The 16,682-nt window shown below is 59.5% G+C and carries 12 protein-coding genes and 3 pseudogenes; 4 read left to right on the top strand and 11 right to left on the bottom strand.

What is annotated here, in order from left to right; all coding sequences use genetic code 11:
• Positions 1 to 254: 254 nt before the first annotated feature.
• Complete coding sequence (locus FVF58_RS15115; protein ID WP_149670711.1) at positions 255 to 1,502, bottom strand: c-type cytochrome; 1,248 nt, start codon at positions 1,500 to 1,502, stop codon at positions 255 to 257.
• 74 nt (positions 1,503 to 1,576) lie between these two features.
• Positions 1,577 to 3,310: a methanol/ethanol family PQQ-dependent dehydrogenase gene (locus FVF58_RS15110; protein ID WP_149670710.1), complete on the bottom strand. Its 1,734-nt coding sequence runs from the start codon at positions 3,308 to 3,310 to the stop codon at positions 1,577 to 1,579.
• Between the two features lie 438 nt (positions 3,311 to 3,748).
• Here FVF58_RS15110 and adh point away from each other — a divergent pair, with 438 nt between their 5' ends.
• Complete coding sequence (gene adh / locus FVF58_RS15105) at positions 3,749 to 5,269, top strand: aldehyde dehydrogenase (protein ID WP_149670709.1); 1,521 nt, start codon at positions 3,749 to 3,751, stop codon at positions 5,267 to 5,269.
• 291 nt (positions 5,270 to 5,560) lie between these two features.
• On the opposite strand, the pseudogene FVF58_RS15100 reads toward adh, so the two are convergent.
• From FVF58_RS15100 to FVF58_RS15080, 5 genes and pseudogenes are all read right to left on the bottom strand, one after another.
• Positions 5,561 to 6,278 (bottom strand): annotated as a pseudogene (locus tag FVF58_RS15100) (radical SAM protein); the annotation flags it as partial.
• Position 6,279: 1 nt separating this feature from the next.
• Positions 6,280 to 6,561 carry a pyrroloquinoline quinone biosynthesis peptide chaperone PqqD gene (pqqD, locus tag FVF58_RS15095; protein ID WP_149670708.1) on the bottom strand — a complete coding sequence of 94 codons (282 nt, stop codon included), beginning with the start codon at positions 6,559 to 6,561 and terminating at the stop codon, positions 6,280 to 6,282.
• Positions 6,558 to 6,803 (bottom strand): annotated as a pseudogene (locus tag FVF58_RS15090) (thiaminase II/PqqC family protein); the annotation flags it as partial. The gene pqqD and the pseudogene FVF58_RS15090, both read right to left, overlap by 4 nt.
• 108 nt (positions 6,804 to 6,911) lie before the next feature.
• Positions 6,912 to 6,986: a pyrroloquinoline quinone precursor peptide PqqA gene (pqqA, locus tag FVF58_RS15085; protein ID WP_149670920.1), complete on the bottom strand. Its 75-nt coding sequence runs from the start codon at positions 6,984 to 6,986 to the stop codon at positions 6,912 to 6,914.
• A gap of 323 nt (positions 6,987 to 7,309) precedes the next feature.
• Positions 7,310 to 9,298 carry a sigma-54-dependent Fis family transcriptional regulator gene (locus tag FVF58_RS15080; protein ID WP_149670707.1) on the bottom strand — a complete coding sequence of 663 codons (1,989 nt, stop codon included), beginning with the start codon at positions 9,296 to 9,298 and terminating at the stop codon, positions 7,310 to 7,312.
• A 548-nt stretch (positions 9,299 to 9,846) separates the two neighbouring features.
• Between FVF58_RS15080 and FVF58_RS15075 the strand changes: the two genes are divergently transcribed.
• Complete coding sequence (locus FVF58_RS15075; RefSeq protein ID WP_149670706.1) at positions 9,847 to 10,107, top strand: hypothetical protein; 261 nt, start codon at positions 9,847 to 9,849, stop codon at positions 10,105 to 10,107.
• Positions 10,108 to 10,313: 206 nt separating this feature from the next.
• Here FVF58_RS15075 and FVF58_RS15070 read toward each other — a convergent pair whose 3' ends face one another.
• The 3 genes from FVF58_RS15070 to FVF58_RS15055 all read right to left on the bottom strand — a co-directional run bounded on the left by FVF58_RS15070 (position 10,314) and on the right by FVF58_RS15055 (position 13,772).
• Complete coding sequence (locus tag FVF58_RS15070; RefSeq protein WP_149670705.1) at positions 10,314 to 10,508, bottom strand: hypothetical protein; 195 nt, start codon at positions 10,506 to 10,508, stop codon at positions 10,314 to 10,316.
• 165 nt (positions 10,509 to 10,673) lie between these two features.
• On the bottom strand, positions 10,674 to 11,990 hold the full coding sequence (locus tag FVF58_RS15065) for a lipopolysaccharide biosynthesis protein (protein WP_149670704.1): 1,317 nt from the start codon (positions 11,988 to 11,990) through the stop codon (positions 10,674 to 10,676).
• A 339-nt stretch (positions 11,991 to 12,329) separates the two neighbouring features.
• Positions 12,330 to 13,772, bottom strand: a complete 1,443-nt coding sequence (locus FVF58_RS15055) for a hypothetical protein (protein WP_149670919.1) — start codon at positions 13,770 to 13,772, stop codon at positions 12,330 to 12,332.
• 844 nt (positions 13,773 to 14,616) lie between these two features.
• Between FVF58_RS15055 and FVF58_RS15050 the strand changes: the two genes are divergently transcribed.
• Positions 14,617 to 14,862, top strand: a complete 246-nt coding sequence (locus FVF58_RS15050; protein WP_149670703.1) for a hypothetical protein — start codon at positions 14,617 to 14,619, stop codon at positions 14,860 to 14,862.
• A 123-nt stretch (positions 14,863 to 14,985) separates the two neighbouring features.
• On the top strand, positions 14,986 to 15,921 hold the full coding sequence (locus tag FVF58_RS15045) for a hypothetical protein (RefSeq protein ID WP_149670702.1): 936 nt from the start codon (positions 14,986 to 14,988) through the stop codon (positions 15,919 to 15,921).
• A gap of 132 nt (positions 15,922 to 16,053) precedes the next feature.
• Here FVF58_RS15045 and FVF58_RS15040 read toward each other — a convergent pair.
• Positions 16,054 to 16,682: pseudogene (locus FVF58_RS15040) on the bottom strand (hypothetical protein); the annotation flags it as partial.

Raw genomic sequence — 16,682 nt, 5'->3', positions numbered from 1 at the left:
CGAATTGTTGTAGTGGGCGGCGGGCAGGTGGACTGGCACTACATCAGCCGCTCAACGTCGCCGCGGCTAAAGCGCCATTGAAACTTGTGACGGCGTTGTTGCGGCCCGCGCGGGAAACGGCCAGCGCCGTGCACCCCCCAATGGTCTTGACAATCAATATCCTGCGAGTTGTATCCACAAGATTTGATCCGCCCGACGCAGTCGGGCGTCAGGTTGTCGGGAGCACGTCGCGCTGGTCGGCTGTCGCCATGAATTCAATGCGCGGGTCCGGCATTGAGTTTGGTCGCCGACGTCCGGGCGCTGTCAGCGGTCAGCTTTGCGGAACCCGGCTGGTAGCCGTTCGAATACAGCAGAAACGCCATGATGTCGGCATAGTCCTGATCTTTCAGCTTGCCGGGACGATCCGCCGGCATATTGGTCGCCATGTAGCCAAATACGCCGCCGATCGTCAGATGCGCATTCTGCGCCGGCGCGAATGCGGGGCCACGCAGTGCCGGAGCGGTCACGCCCTGCAACGCACCGCCGTGACATTTCGCGCACGAACTCGCGTAGAGCGTCTTGCCGTGATCGGCCTGCAAGCGGTCGAATGACGGTGCGTCGGTGGGCGCGTCGGCCGACACTTTGATGAAGCGTCCCTGCAGCGCGTCGTTGACCGCCGCCCGCTCCACGGTGCCGGGCAGTCGCGATGTCCGCACGGAACCGTCGAGATAGGCATAGTGCGATGCGTCTGCCCCCGGTCTTGATGCGGTTGCTTGCGCATCAGGCAACGTCCAGGGCCGCGTTAGCGCCGCGAGTCGGCCGTCGGCGCTCATCCGGGCGAGCGCGGCGTCGACCCGTTTCTGCAGCGTCGCGCCACTGGCGCCGAACGCAAACACGAGGTGCCAGTCCGCGTACGGGGATGTGGTCGGCGCAACGGTGAGGTGCTGTTGCGGATGCGCGAGACCGTATGCGACGACCGCGGGATACCAGACAATCGCGCGCTGCGCGCGGCCAGCGACCACCGCATTGACGCTCAGTTCGGAAGTGTTTTCCAGGTCAAGACTGACGTCCGTCTGCTGCAGCGCTATCAGTTGCGCGGGACTCGCGTACATGGCCGCTACGGTGTTCTTGGCAGCGCCTTCCGGCTTCGAGCCTGGCACCATGATGCTGACGTAGCCGGAGTGCAGATAACCGCGGGAAAAGAGCATCTTGCTGCTGGAGGCGTCGGCCACGGTGGAGCGCGGAAAACCCGCGATCACGTCGCAGTCGTGGCCGAGGGTCCGGCCGAGTTCCTTCAGCGATACGCCGTCGTCGTCACCTTCGCCGATGCCATGCTTGACGAGCGACGCGGCGATGTCGGCGGTCTTGAAGACTTCCTGTGCCACCGCCTGATCGAGCGCGGTCGACGGGCTGCCAGGAAAGGTGCATACGCGTACGCCGGCCGTGGCCGGAATTGGCGTGAAGGTGACGCTGGCCGCAAGCAGACCGGCGGATGTCAAATGTTTGAAGTGCAGGGCGCTCATGATGGAATCCGGAAAAGACGAGGGCGAGTCGCAGCCGCGATGCAGCTGCGAGATTGCAATGGGTGACGCGGCGCTCAGCTGTGCTTCAGCGCGAACACATACAAAGTGCCGCCGCGCGGAACCTTCTCCGCCGCCTTGGCCATCGGACCGCCCCAGATCGGATTTGCACCGCCGTACCCCGCCAGCACCGCGACGTACTCGTTGCCGTCGACCTCGAACACGGACGGCTGGGCGATGATGCCGCTCGCCAGCTTCGGGCTTTGCCACAACACCTTGCCGCTCGTCTCGTCGAAGGCATACAGATGACCGTCGAGCGAACCGCTGAAGGCGAGACCGCCGGATGTGGTGGCCACGCCGCCGTTCCACGGCAGCTTGGTCCAGTGACTCCAGACCTTCTTGCCGGTGTTGACGTCGATGGCCTGAAGTTCGCCGTAACCCTGACTGCCCGGCTCGGGCTTGATTTCGAATCCTTCGCCGAGATACGGCAACCCTTCCATGTAGTTGACCGATTTGCCGGACAGCGACATGCAGGCATGCAACGCAGGGATGAAGGCGAGATGCTTGTCCGGGTCATAAGAAACCGACCACCAGTTCTTACCACCGAGGAAGCTCGGACAGGTTTCGATCGTCGTGCCCGCCTTCGGATACTTGCTGGCATCCTGCTGAGGCACCCCGTCTGCCGAATAGCCTGTGACCGAAGTCGCCTTGACGAAGGGTCGCGCGTAGATCAGCTTGCCCGTGCTGCGGTCGATCGCATGGAAGTAGCCGTTGCGATCGGCATGCACGATTGCGTCGTAGTCCTTGCCTTCGTATTTGATGTTGGCGAGAACTGGTGTGTTGACGCCGTCATAGTCCCAGGTGTCGTGACGCGTGTACTGATAGTGCCACTTGAGGTCACCCGTTTTCGGATCGAGCGCGAGCAGCGAGTCGGAATACAGGTTGTCGCCAGGGCGCAAGTCCGCGAGCCACGGTCCGGGGTTGCCGACGCCCCAATACAGCGTTTTCGAGGCCGCGTCGTAGGTGCCAGTCAGCCAGGCGGGCGCTCCGCCATGTTCCTGCATGCCGTCGGGCCATGTGTTGCCGTTCTTCTCCTTTGCACCGGGAATCGTGTAGCGCTTCCACAGCACCTTGCCGTCATTCGGATCGAGCGCGGCAATGAACCCGCGTGCGCCGTATTCGCCGCCGGAGCTGCCCACCACGATCGCGCCGTCGAGCGCGAGTGGCGCCAACGAAAATGCGTAGCCGAGGCCGGGTTCGAACATCTGTTTCTTCCAGACGAGTGTACCGGTTGTTGCATCGAGTGCCGCGACTTCGCCACTCAGCATCGCGACGTAGACATTCTTCCCATACAGCGCGACCCCCCGGTTGACCACGTCGCAACACGCCGTCTTGAACGACTCGTCGCCGAGCTTCGGTTCATATTTCCAGAGCTGCTTTCCCGATGTCGCATCGAACGCATACACGTTGTCCTTCGGCGTGGTCACGAACAGGAAACGGCCGTTGACGATCGGCGTGGCTTCGAAGCCCTGCTGAAGATCAGCAGGAAACTTGTAGCTCCACGCCTGTTTCAGATTCTTGACGTTCGAGATGTCGATCTGCTTGAGCGGAGAGTGGGCCTGTCCGTTGTATGAGCGGTAGTACGTCAGCCAGCCCGGGTCGCTTTGCGCCGATGTCAGGCGTTCGTACGTGACCGCCGGGTAGTCGTCGGCTGCCGCAACCGGTCCGGGCTTCAGACTGATGGTGGCAACGGCTACGGCACCGATGACCAGCGTCGCGAGGCGCATGGTCGAAGCCGAAGGTGTCTTCATTGCTGTCTCCTGTTGATTTGTCGATGCGATGCCTCCCGGCGGACCGTTGCCTGAAGGTTGCAGAATCACTGCACAGCCGTTAAGGCAAATCGCATGCCACTTGGCGTCAATCGCGACGCTGCCCGTGAGCCTGCGAGTGCGCGCAGGCCATGGGCCGCGACGATCGAATTCGTTGCCGTGAGTGTGTTGCATGGAGGTACAGCGACAGCCGCGTGTGTTGCCAAACGTGACAGGTCGGACACTGCCGACACCGCGCGTTTGCGAACTCACGAGAAGATTGCGCGCGTTGCATCAGAACCAGGCGCGTCGTGGCCTGTGGAGACGATCAATGGCACGGTTCTCGCTGTTTGGCTCCGGCGATGACGGCGCACGGGCCCGACGATAGTTGAACCCGTCACCGCTTCAGTCGATTCCATCACCGATCAGGAGGAGCCACGAATGAACCACGCCGACATGCAGTTTCTGGATGTTGAATTTCCCTTTGCGCGCCAATACGGCAATTTCATTGGCGGCGAATGGGTCAAGCCCCTACGCGGCGAATACTTCGACAATCTTTCTCCAATTACGGGAGAACCCTTCACGTCGATTCCGCGCTCCACTGAAGAAGATATCGAGCTGGCACTCGACGCTGCGCATCGCGCTCGCAAAGCGTGGGCTGATACATCCCCCGCTGCACGTGCCACGATCCTGAACCGGATCGCCGATCGCATGGAGCAGAATTTATCGCGCCTCGCGTTTGCCGAATCGATCGACAACGGCAAGCCGATTCGCGAAACGATGGCCGCGGACATTCCGCTCGCGATCGACCACTTCCGCTATTTCGCTGGCTGTATCCGGGCGCAGGAAGGATCGATCGGCGAGATCGATGGCGATACGGTGGCCTATCACTTCCATGAGCCGCTCGGTGTGGTTGGCCAGATCATTCCATGGAACTTCCCGATTCTGATGGCAACGTGGAAAGTCGCGCCCGCGCTGGCCGCAGGCAATTGCGTCGTGCTAAAGCCGGCGGAGCAGACACCGGCGTCGATTCTCGTGTTGCTCGAACTGATCCAGGACCTCCTGCCGCCAGGCGTGTTGAATGTGGTGAACGGCTTCGGCCTCGAAGCAGGCAAGCCGCTCGCAACCAGCAAGCGCATCGCGAAGATCGCATTCACCGGTGAGACGTCGACGGGCCGCCTGATCATGCAGTACGCGAGCCAAAACATCATTCCCGTGACGCTCGAGCTTGGCGGCAAAAGCCCGAACATTTTCTTTGCTGACGTGATCGATCAGGACGATAGCTACTTCGACAAGGCGCTCGAAGGCTTCGCGATGTTCGCTCTCAATCAGGGCGAGGTGTGCACCTGTCCCTCACGCGTGCTGATCGACGAGAGAATTTACGACCGCTTCATGGAACGGGCGTTAAAGCGTGTGGCCGCGATCCAGCAGGGGCATCCGCTCGACACCAGGACAATGATCGGTGCACAGGCCTCGCAGGAACAGCTCGAGAAAATTCTTTCGTATATCGATCTGGGCAAACAGGAGGGCGCGCAATGCCTGACCGGCGGAGAGCGCGGCGCGCTAGGTGGCGAACTGAGCAAAGGCTACTACGTGAAGCCGACCGTATTTCGCGGTCACAACAAGATGCGGATCTTTCAGGAAGAGATCTTTGGACCGGTGGTTTCGGTCACGACGTTCAAGACCGAAGAAGAGGCGCTCGAGATCGCCAACGACACGCTCTACGGTCTCGGCGCCGGCGTCTGGACGCGCGACGGCACGCGCGCCTATCGCTTCGGCCGGCAGATTCAGGCGGGACGGGTGTGGACCAATTGCTATCACGCATATCCGGCCCATGCTGCATTTGGTGGCTACAAGCAGTCGGGCATCGGCCGCGAAACGCACAAGATGATGCTCGACCATTATCAACAGACCAAGAATCTGCTGGTTAGCTATAGCGAGGAACCGCTGGGCTTTTTCTGAAGCGCAGGCGCGCGGCCGCACCGATCCGTCTCGCTCGTCGGCGGGTTGGTGCGGACGGTGCAATACCCCGCATGTGGGCTCGTCTACGTTGTACGTGGTTGCGATGCGCTAATCCCGGCACGCGACCGTCTGTTCATCACCGGGCCGACCGGCAGTGAACAGACGGCGATGCATCCGAACGGAGAGCGCAGCAAGGCAGTGCCGCCGTGTCATGCAGGCTTGGTGAGTTGCAACGAGTTATCGCTGCTGCGAAAGATCAATGGCCGGGTTGCGGCCTCGCATGCCGGGCGTCGCGCAAGGACGCGTTTCAAAGTAGTCCGGCACGACGAACAGGATCCGGCATCGCGCATCCAGCACTGCGCGATACCGATTGACGATGGCTTCGGCGTCCCGCAATTGCTCGGCTGTCGGCATCAATTGGTCGCGGTTGAGTTGGCCCATCCGTAATACTGTGTGTTGGCAAGCTCGAGATAGTCGGCCCCCATCTCAAGCGCCATGTCGATGATCTGTGCGACATGCGGCAGGTTGTAGCGATGCAGCACGCAGTTGACTACCATCGGATAGCCGTGCGCCTTGATCAGCCGCGCCACGCGCCGTTTCAGGTCGAAAGTCGCGTGCTCGACAGAAAATCGTTCAGTTCACGCGACGAGTCCTGAAACGATAGCTGGATGTGATCGAGGCCCGCCTGCTTGAGGGCGGCAATGCGCGTTTCGTTCAGACCCACGCCCGACGTAATCAGGTACGTATAGAAGCCCAGCTTCCGCGCGTGAGCAACCAGCTCTTCGAGGTCGTCCCGCACCAGCGGCTCGCCGCCTGAGAAGCCGATTTGCGCGGCACCCAACTGGCGTGCCTGACTGATGATGTCCTTCCATGCGGCGGTATCGAGTTCAACGCCGTGGCTCACGAAATCGACGGGGTTGTAGCAAAACGCACAATGCAGCGGGCAGCGATACGTAAGTTCTGCCAGAAGCCAGAGCGGCGGTGCTGGATCATTGATGTTGTGGTGCATGTCAGTCCACCCAGCCACGCTGCCGCGCGTGCTCGATGAAGCGGTAGACGTCCGCGGCGAGGGCCGACGCACTGAACAGGTCTTCGAGCTCCCCGATGATATCGTCGAGGTCGCGGGTCCCGTCGCAGCGCGACAGGATCTCGCCGGCGCTCGGGTTGAGCTTCACCATTCCTGCGGGATAGTGCAACACGTAGGCGTCTTGCGCGTTTTCCCATTGCAGACGGAACATCGGTCTCAGATGGGGGCATGAGCGGCTCGCGTCGTTTGGGGGCAATGCGCTCATTGCGGATACGCCTTTTCGATCGCGTCGAGTATCGACCACAGGATGTCGAGCTTGAATCGCAGGATGTCGAGCGCGCGCTGCGCGAACGGAATACGGCCACGAAAATACTGTAGCCCTTGCGGATCGATCCACGGATAGAGCGAAGGCCAGCCCGCAAGCCGGTCGCGATGGATCTGCGGTGCAAGCATCTCGGTGAGCGACGAGCATACCGCTTCCTGCCACGGTGCCCGGCGCGCGAAATTGAAACCTCCCGCGCCGGAGCCGAGAATCTTGATCTTCATGGACAGTGCTCCGGGCGCCGCTCATCGCCAGATGCCGCGGCAGCGATGAGCGGCGCTTTGATCGTGGCGTTAGCGGTTGTCGATATACATGGTGACTTCAAAGCCGAAACGCAGATCGGTATAAGCGGGGGTGGTCCACTGCATGACTGTCTCCTTGGGTACGCTATGTGGGTGAATTAACCGCGTGAGAAATGCGGTCGAGTACCTCGGTGCAAGCTCTATGCCGGATGGCCACCCATCTTGTCGGCTGGCTCATGTATGGGCGTGACGACACGCGACGTTTAAAAACGAGCGTTGGTATAGATAAGCAGGGCATTGCGCATCACCCGCGAAGCGAGTCGCGGTGGATGACACCCGTGGCGCTGCTCAGTTAAGGGACACTGGTGTTGCAGAACGCAACAGTGTCTGAACAGTGAGGCGGGTTCGATTGCGCAGCCTGGGCTGCGCGCGAGATCCCCGCCGACCGCTCAGAGGTCGTCCGGGGCGCTACCTGTACTCGATAGCGCAGGCATCTTCCGGTAAATGGTGTTGCGGGAAATCCCCAGGTCTCGTGCTGCGGCGGACACGTTGCCGCCGTGCCGGGCGACTGCCGCCGCAATAGTCGATGTCGCGACATCCTGCAGACGTACCGCCTGCACCGTGCCGGCAGTCTGTGAACAGGTTGCTGCGCTCGGGGCATCGGGGTTGCGCCGCAGGTCTTCGAAAAAGTCGTCGGGCAGATGCTCACAGCGGATCTCGCCGTCGTCGTCGACCATTGCCGCGGCGGTGCGCAGCAGATTGCCCAGCTGCCGGAAGTTGCCTGGCCATGCGCATTGCTCGAAGAGCGTCATCACCTCTTCGGCGACAATCAGGCGCCTGCCGCTTGCGCAGTCCGGCAGTTCGCTCTGCAGCATCTTGTGGATGACCGTTGCAAGGTCGGTGCGTTCACGCAATGGCGGCAGCTTTACAACGAGGCCGTTCAGGCGGTAATACAGATCGTCGCGAAAGCGGTTTTGCGCGATCATCTCGCGCAGATCCCGATGAGTGGCACAGACGATGGCGATGTCGACCGGAATGGACTTGTTCGAGCCGAGCGGATTCACCTGTCTTTCCTGCAGCACGCGCAGGAGGCGCACCTGCAGCGGATACGGCATGTCGCCGATTTCGTCGAGAAAAAGTGTGCCGCCGTTGGCCTGCAGTAATTTGCCGAGCGCCCCTTTACGCCGCGCGCCGGTGAAGGCGCCTTCCTCATAGCCGAACAGTTCGGATTCGATCAGCGTTTCCGGAATCGAAGCGCAATTTACCGCAACGAACGCGTTGCTGCGCCGAGGCGAATCGTTGTGGATCGCCTGGGCGAGAAGCTCTTTGCCGGTGCCCGTCTCACCGGTGATCAGGATCGGGATGTCTTTACCGATTACCTTGCGGACCTTGCCGATCACGGCGGCTACTTGCGGGTCGCCCGTATCGAGGTAGCTCAATCGGGACAGCGCGCCGGGCGTTGCTGCAGGCCGCAATGCAGAGGCGCGTGCCGGTCGCGCGTCGTCCTGCAGGCCCGACGGCCAGCCGCCACTGGCGAGTGTGGGGCGTCTGAATTCGACATTCGCGCACACCACGGTGCCGTTATGCAGATCAAGCGAGATATGCTGACCGTGGCTCACACGCAGGCGGTCGATCAGCTGTGGACTGGTGAGCCCGAACAGTGACGATAGCGTATGTGCCCGCAGCGCCGCGAGCGGCATGCCCAACTGGAACTGCGCACTGCGGTTCGCCGAAAGAAAACGTCCGTCGCAGGTAAACGCAACGATGCCCTCCATGAGCGTACCGAGAAACTCGGGTCGGCCGTGGAATGCTATTTGCAAGGTTTCGCGAAAAGTACTGGTGAACAAATGATTTTCGATCATCTGCACGGACATCTTGGCGAGCGCCATGGTGTGCTGATGATAGCTGCGATGGTCGCCCGTCACGTCCAGTACGCCGATCAGATCACCGTAAGGGTCGAGGATCGGTACGCTCGAGCAGGTCAGAAAGCGATTTGCCGCCAGATAGTGTTGCTCGCCATGGACGACCGTCGCGGATCGCTCGGTGATCGCCGTGCCAATGGCGTTGGTTCCCTGGCGGTCTTCGGCCCAGTTTGCGCCTGGCCGCAGCGCCACCTTTTCCGCTCGCTGCAGGAAGTCATCGTCGCCGATCGAGTGGAGAATCAGGCCATCGGCATCGGTCAGCACGATCATGCTTTGGGTGTTGACGATCTGTTCATGAAGCGTTTCCATCACCGGCGTGGCGTGTGCGCACAGAACGCGGCTTTGCTCCAGCTTCAATTGCAATTCGGCCCTGGGCAGCACATCGTAGTCAGGACATGTGGACGCACATAGGCCAAACGTTTCAGAGCGGTCGTGAGCCTTTTGTATGGATGGCGTAAGCCAACCGGATTCGCGAGTCGTCAGTGGGGTGCTGGCGTGCGACGTGTCATCGCGCATTGTCTCCTCCTGTTTGAGCGCCGGTCGTGTCGCCGGAACGTCTGTGTATTATTCAGAAGCAAGTGCCGAGCCAGTTTCGGCCGCCTTTCCAGTTTGCGCGCCTATGCGCGCAATCGCCTTCGCGGGTGAAGCATGACAGGATCATGGTTGCGAAATGCGCAACAGCGCAATACTTAATGCACAGAATTGCCTGCGGCGGTCATCACGTGGTATTCACGTTGGCGGACGCGAGCGCCCGTGTTTCTGTAGTCGGGCTGTTCAGGTGGCTCGGATAGCGGAAGTCGGCAATCGGTATTGGAATGGTTCGATCTTGCCCATTTGCCACATCGCCGGAGCGGCTTTGCTTTCTGCGGATAAGAGATGGGGGTCTTCAAACGTGGATATACGGAGCTTTGCCGGGGGCCGCGTTTATCGTTCTCTTCGGAGAAACGCGACCGACCGTACGAGTCGGACTGCGTCTCCTGCGTTCGGGGGAGTCCGGCCACATACCGGGACGAATTCGTCATCGGCCACATTGTCAAAGTAACGTAGCCGGAGTTCACATCATCATGAAGCCCTTTTGCTTCGCAGTGGCCCTCGTCGTGCTCATTGCCGGCTGCGCTTCGACAGCGCCGCCCGCGGACAATCAGACCGCCCGGCCAGGTCCGGCCGATACGGATACCTACATACTCCATGCGCCCAACGGTGCGACGCGCGGTGACTCCACGACAAAGCCACCGAGGCTGAGCGTCGGTGTCAGCTATTCCGATACGCAATTGATCCTGCCGTGGTTCCTAAACGACATCATCAACTTCGTCAACTATCGCTAGTCTGACAGCGACTTGCTGCGATGTGACGGGGAGCGGCTGGTGACGATCCTGTTTAGGGAGAGCAACGCGCCCGCTTTATACGCCGGCCTTTTGCTTCCCGGCAATGTCGCGCTTCGCCGCGAATATCGGCTTTGAGTCGAGCTTGCCCGCTTTGCCGCTAACCGTCGAGCCATCTCGCCATGCTGACGCTGCGAGGCGGCGTTATGTCATTGCGGGGGATCTTCACGAATCAAATTGAGCGAGCGGGCTAGCGTCACGACACGTCCCCATTCAAGGATCACCGACCAGAATGGCTGCTGTTCCAAGCCCCGTTCCTGGGCGAATTGCAGCATGGCATCGAACTGATCGCCAGAGCATCTAAACGTTTCGCGCAAGGCGAGGGGGGTGTTTGGCGTAGGCATGGCAATCCTTTCTTATGACGTCACTCTCAAGGGGGTGAGTTGCGCTTTTTCTAGACTGGATTATTTCTGCGTGCACATGAATTAAGCCACGTGACCCATGAAGGAACTGCGTGAGAGCGAACATATGTAAGCAGACAACGATTTCCCGCTGGCGAGCCAGCTGTTTCACTCGTCCTTGCCGGCACGTGCATGGGGCCGCAAACCACATGCAACCCGAACCATCCCTAGTGCCCGCTCGCCGCCGGGTACGAGGCCGACCATCTGGAGGCGAATCACGGTGCCGACGAGCATGACCGATAGAATCGCCTCGCCTATCACCCGGGCGAGCGCAATTCCAATGGCGCCATACAGAGGCGCAAGTATGAGCGCCGCAACCAGATTGATCAGGCCCGCGGTGATGCCCACGACGGCTAGCAGACGGTCCTTTCTGCGTGGCAAGAATATGTAGCCCGCCACGAACTCGTTAAAGGCGGCGAACGGGAACATCCACGCGAAAATCTGCAGGACGTGAGCGCTCGGTCCAAAAGACGCGCCCAGGATGAGCGGCAGCGCGAAAGGCGACAACGCGAGCGCGCCACAGAAAATCAGCAATCCGTATCCCATCAGCAGGGTGGCGCCGCGCCGGGTCGTATCGTGCGCGCCTTGCATGTCGTTCTGTGCGAGCTGCCGCGTTATGGTGGGAATGAACACCTGCGCGGCCGGTCCCATCAGCGCGAGCGCGATCGTCGCGAAGCGTTCAGCCGCGCCGAAGTAGCCCACCTGATCGGGCGTCGACAACAGCGTCAACAGATAGGTCGACGATGCGGTGAATACGACCGACCCGGACGAGTAGAGGAAAAGCATCGTCGACGTTCGCACGAGAGGTAAGATGCCTGCCAGCTTGAGACGCGGCCAGCCCACCTGATAGATCGTCAGACCGTAGGAAATGATCGAAGACGCCACACCCGCGATGAGAAGACTCGCAAGCACCCATACGGCGTCGTCGGGTCCTTTTACTAGCGTCAGGACCAGCACGAGGCTCAGCAGAAAGCCGAACACCTCGATGACGATTGGGGTTCGAAACTGATGACGCCCCTGAAACATCCAGCCGAGGTTCATGCCGGACACGATCCCCAGCAGCGTGGCAAGCACACCGATCAGAGGACGTTCGGACAGGACAGGCGAACACATCGTGGCAATGATGCCGATACACCCGCCCACCAGGCCATGCGCAATACGCGCGCTCACATGCAGCGAGAAAATCTCCTGGCATTCCGCGTCCGATTGCGCCTTCGACACGTCGCGCATGCCGACAGGGCTAAAGCCGTAGTTCACGAGCATCCATATCACGTTCATGAGCGACATCGACGCCAATACCCGGCCGTACCCGGCTACACCGAGCATCCTGCCGTAGAACGGCACCACGATGATGAGGTAGACGTACCTCATCAAATAGCCGCCGTAGACGAACCCGATTATCCGAACGCTTTTTCGTCGATCCATTCAATCCTCCGTGCAGGCGTTCTGGACCTCAGCGCCCAGCCACGCGACGGCGGGCAAGCGGGTTGGCGATATACCGCGCCATAAAATCAGACAGTGGCGAGTAAGGGGAGAGACTCAAACTTGAAAGCATCAGTGTGCCAGGTTTTTTCCTGAGTCTCCAGAACGGAACCGCGCTAGTGGTATGTAGAGACTGGCGAGAATCCCGCATCATCCCGCGCCGCCCGTTCTGGAGCGTGGCGACACGACCTACGGGAGCAATGGCGTAAATCGCGTAGAAGTGCACTCCGTAGCGGGGGATTTCTGTTTCCGCAACCGGGAAAAGGCGTCTCGTCCAGTTCACTACGCAACTCCGCGAAGAACGATATAGGCGAGGTGCTTGGGCGACTTTCTATCGGCACCATTCACGCGATCCGGCACGTTGAAGCGAACCTTCAGCGTCCCGTCTCTCCACGCGAGGGCAACATCGTCGGGAGCACTTGCGGTACCGGTCAACGCGTCGATGAACTCCACGCGCGCATTGTGCGAAGCTGGCGGTTTGAGTTCCCCTACGGTGACGCTTTGCCACCCCGGATCCGCGCGTACCTGCATCACGACATCGTGACCCGAAAACAGTGCACTTCCGGAAACGCCTCGATCGAACTGCAATGGTTTCGAAAAGCTGGCCAGCGCGCCGTTCACGGTCTTGTTCAACACAACGAGGCTCTGCCCCGATACGTTGTAAGTCCGCGTGGGCGGACCTCGATGCGTCAGACGGAAAGGTTCGTAGCCATCCCAGTGGTACACCATGGACACATATTTGTTCGGATTGTCCCAGTTTCTGTCCAGTGCCCACACGGCGAAGTCGAAGAAATAGCACGGCAGATAGTGCGGATCCTTCATGAATTCGTCGCCGATCTCCGTTTGCCAGATGCCGCGCGCGGGCCCTTTCTTCACATACTGTTGATACAGGGAATCCAGATCTGCGACGGGGAGATAATGCGTGTCGATGTAATCGACCCAATCTAGCATCCGTTCCTTCAACACCGGGCTCCTGTACTCAAGCCATGTCTTGAAGTTATCCAGACCGCCCTGGTCCGGCCATCCACCGTAGACAACGTACGCGTGATAGCTGCGGATGATCCGGGCTGCGGGAATATGGATGCGTTCAACGTAGTCCTGCATGGCACGCTCGTACGGTTTCGTGGTCTTTACGTTGCCGTCGGCATCCGGCCCATGCCAGAAGGTCGCCTGGGCAAGTCCACCCGACAACCTGCCCGCTGCCTCGTTCCAGATCTGGAAATAGCGCAGGTTGTAGGGCGGCGCGGAATATTTGCGTACTACTGCATCGACGTATCGCTTCCACGCTTCCACATCGACTGGAGCCGACTTTGAATCGCCCGGCACGGTCGCGTTCCAATGCGGCGTGTAACCGAGTAGAAGCAGCGAGGCGATTCCATTGCGACTATTCGCAAGCAATGCCGGCGTCAGGTTGCTATCGAATGCGGAACTGGTCTTGTCGATGCGCATCGCGTCTTCCGGGCCGTCCGACTGGCCTGGGCCAACCGAGCCGCGTCCCCAACTGATGCCCATTGCGCGCCACATCTCAACGTCGCTCGGCGCACCCGCCCAGCCATTCGAACCGATCAACTCGCTGATCCTGCGACCGCGAACTCGCTGAGAGCGCAACTCCGGCATGGATGACAGCGCGGTCTGGCCGCGCGCAAGCGGTATCACAGTTCCCGCGATTGCCGCGAGTATGCGCAAAGCCCTCCGTCGGCTAGTAACATTCATGGACCGGTCCATCCGTCTGAGCAAGAACATGGCTTCGCGGGCGCGCCTGGCGCCACGCCCGGCAACTGATTGCCGGGTTGGCCATACAGAATCCGCACCAATTTCCGTGACTTGCAAAGGACATCGCCTTCTCCGTTCGACGGCGTCGCGAAAGATCTGGCGGCAGATCTTTCGTGGCCAGTACTATCAATGAATGCGTTGCTTCGAGATTGCCGGAATCGCTGGCATATCGGCGTCTATCACGAGAACGCGCAAAGCGATCTCCGCTTGCAGGATCGAGAGGTTCGCCGCAACAAAGCAAGCTCTTCGCGGCGGAAGGTGTCGGCCCGATAACCATCCGAAGATTATGGCGCGCATGCGCAGACTGGTCGCCACCGTTCGCGCACGGAGCGACGCGCCTCGACCGAGGCATGGTGCGCAAAGCGCGCGGAGAGGACTCGGGCGTTGTCGGCTACAGCGAGACTGCGGCAGGCGTTCTGGCTGCACCGCCGACAAACTGAATATAAGCTGCAATTCGCGGAAACGAATGATTAGTACGTCCTCCCACGCCTCGCAATGCTTTGCGGCCCATGCCGTGGCGGTTGCACAGCAACTGCTGGTTCAGCGCGGCACGACGAAAACGAGAATGTCCGGACCCTGCTGGGTGGACTGCGTCTTCAAGCCAAATTACCATGGCCCATGGCGAACAGATTTAAATTCGACCAATCGCGAGCGCGAATTCTGCGATTCATGCTGCAATGAAGCATAGCCCGCAAAAAATGCGGCATATCGACGACGGCATAAATTCGGGTGCTATTGGCCGATTAAGTGGAGCACATTACGAATACGGTGCTCGCGGAAAGCATTGTTGCTATCCATGACTGCCGCAACCGGCTGCAATGCATCGGCGGAAAAAGTTTCTGGTGAAAAGGCTATCAAAAGCTTCTCCTCCGATTTCGAGGTAAAAATTTCGTGCCCCGGACAATTACGCCAAAACCCCAGGAATACCGGCCAAACCCGTTTAGCAGATTTCGATGCGCTAATCTCGCTACGCGCCACGACTGTTCCTGGAACCATGCTGGGCTGCCTGAACTCGATTGATACGCCCGTTGTCCGGAGATGATGAGGCCACAGGCTCTCAACGAGCGAGTTCGAGCGGCTCATTGTTCAACAATCCGTATTTCCGAAAGGCACGCAACGTTTCTACCGCTGGCTCGGCAAAACTGTGCGCAGGAGAAAGACCTCAATGCCAACTTCAAAACTGATTCGGGGCCGGCTCAGGACTATTCTGTATCGATACGTCGCCGAACGTCCTCAGGAGGAAAGACTGTTCGATACACTTCGCCCAAAGTACGTTTCGTTGAAGATTCCAGGCGAGTACCAGCCCTGTAATCCAACATTGTGCTTTGACGGAAGGGGCTATGCCCTCGTCGTCAGATCCGTTAACTATGAATTGATGGAAAGTGGCGAAGCGAGGTTGAATGGCGCAGACTACGACACCATCAACTATATTGGCAGTTTGTCCGCCAATCTCAATGTGCTTGCCATGAACACTCTGGAAGATGCTGCTTTCAGGCACGTATCGGATAAGTCTGCCGACGGATTCGAAGATCTGCGAACCTTTTTCTGGAAAGAAGATCTGTGGTGCCTGGCAAGTGCGCGCTGCAATGCGGACGACACCAACACAATGGCGCTTCTGAAAATATCCGGAAATCGTGTTGCAGAAAGTTATCTTCTTGAATCGCCACTTGGTTCGAGTCGCGAGAAGAACTGGATGCCTTTCGTTTCAGATGGGAAGCTCCATGCGATCCACACAATGAATCCGTTGACGATTGTCGAGATCAACGAGCGCGGCGCAACGGTGTCGCTCAGGAAGCCATTGAAAGTGCCGAAAGACTTGCTGGGATCATCGCAGTTAGTCCGCTGGAAGGATGGTTGGCTGTGCGTGGTACACGAGCGCAGTCGCGGGAAAAGGCATCTCTATAAACACAGGTTTGTCTATTTCGATCCAAGTTGGGAGGCGATGCTATCTGAACCGTTCTACTGGAAGGAATATGGCGTGGAGTTCTGCTGCGGCCTGGCGGTTCATGATGGCATCGTTGCGGTCGGATTTGGCGTCAACGATTCAGAGGCGATCATCGCTCAGTTCAATGAGATTGATATCGATCGGCTGCTGGAATAGGGTTGAGGGCGGAACCTCTGGCCACCATTCGCGGGCTGCATATAGATGATTATCGAGGGTCTTCGCTATCCGGCCTCCCCCTAGCGAATCAGGAGGAGGCCAGATCTAGCGCGCAGTCAAATGCTCGCCGGCTTACTTGTCCGGGTTGCTACCGGTAAAGCTCGTAAATGCGCTATACGACGGATTGATTTGCGTGCCGTTCATCATAATGCCGAACGTATTGTTTCCGCTATCGAGCACGTAGTACATCACCGACTGGATGTTGTGAGTCTTTCTCGCCTGATAGTACTGACCCAGTTTCGTGGTGATGTAGTTCGCCCGGTACGCCTCGGTTTGCTCCGGGCCCGTGTTCCACTCGGTGATGATGAAAGGCACGCCGTATCTGGCCTTGCAATATATCGGCAGATCGAAGCCAGGACCAGCACCGTCGGTACCGAGATTGAAGATATCGCCGTAGGCTTCGTAGTTGTGCCAGGTCGTAATGTCCCAGCGCACCTTGGAATAGCCGCTGCTGCCGTCGGGTTGAGTACCCTCCCACAACGCGTCGGCCGCGCCAACATCGTTCACGCAGAAGTTGATACCACACTTCGCGGCAGGCTGAACCGATTTCACGCCGTCGATCATGCCGCGCGTCGCGCCTCGCAAGACCGGCCAGTTCGTGTTGTTGAAGTCGAGTGCCTTCGTTCCCGCGTTGGTGGAATCCAGAATAATGGCGCCGTCGCGTGTCAGTTCATTGCCACATTCATAGATGGTGACGCCAT

Source organism: Paraburkholderia panacisoli (assembly GCF_008369935.1).
Classification (GTDB): Bacteria; Pseudomonadota; Gammaproteobacteria; order Burkholderiales; family Burkholderiaceae; genus Paraburkholderia; species Paraburkholderia panacisoli.
The sequence above is the reverse complement of the archived record's forward strand: the minus strand, read 5'-3'. Positions and strand labels throughout refer to the sequence as shown.

Coding starts and splice junctions, on each gene's coding strand:
- FVF58_RS15045 (WP_149670702.1), top strand. CDS start 14,986: ATGCCAACTTCAAAACTGATTCGGGGCCGGCTCAGGACTATTCTGTAT.
- FVF58_RS15065 (WP_149670704.1), bottom strand. CDS start 11,990: ATGGATCGACGAAAAAGCGTTCGGATAATCGGGTTCGTCTACGGCGGC.
- pqqD (WP_149670708.1), bottom strand. CDS start 6,561: ATGAGCGCATTGCCCCCAAACGACGCGAGCCGCTCATGCCCCCATCTG.
- FVF58_RS15115 (WP_149670711.1), bottom strand. CDS start 1,502: ATGAGCGCCCTGCACTTCAAACATTTGACATCCGCCGGTCTGCTTGCG.
- adh (WP_149670709.1), top strand. CDS start 3,749: ATGAACCACGCCGACATGCAGTTTCTGGATGTTGAATTTCCCTTTGCG.
- FVF58_RS15055 (WP_149670919.1), bottom strand. CDS start 13,772: ATGGACCGGTCCATGAATGTTACTAGCCGACGGAGGGCTTTGCGCATA.
- FVF58_RS15110 (WP_149670710.1), bottom strand. CDS start 3,310: ATGAAGACACCTTCGGCTTCGACCATGCGCCTCGCGACGCTGGTCATC.
- FVF58_RS15080 (WP_149670707.1), bottom strand. CDS start 9,298: ATGCGCGATGACACGTCGCACGCCAGCACCCCACTGACGACTCGCGAA.
- FVF58_RS15075 (WP_149670706.1), top strand. CDS start 9,847: ATGAAGCCCTTTTGCTTCGCAGTGGCCCTCGTCGTGCTCATTGCCGGC.
- FVF58_RS15050 (WP_149670703.1), top strand. CDS start 14,617: ATGACTGCCGCAACCGGCTGCAATGCATCGGCGGAAAAAGTTTCTGGT.
- FVF58_RS15070 (WP_149670705.1), bottom strand. CDS start 10,508: ATGCCTACGCCAAACACCCCCCTCGCCTTGCGCGAAACGTTTAGATGC.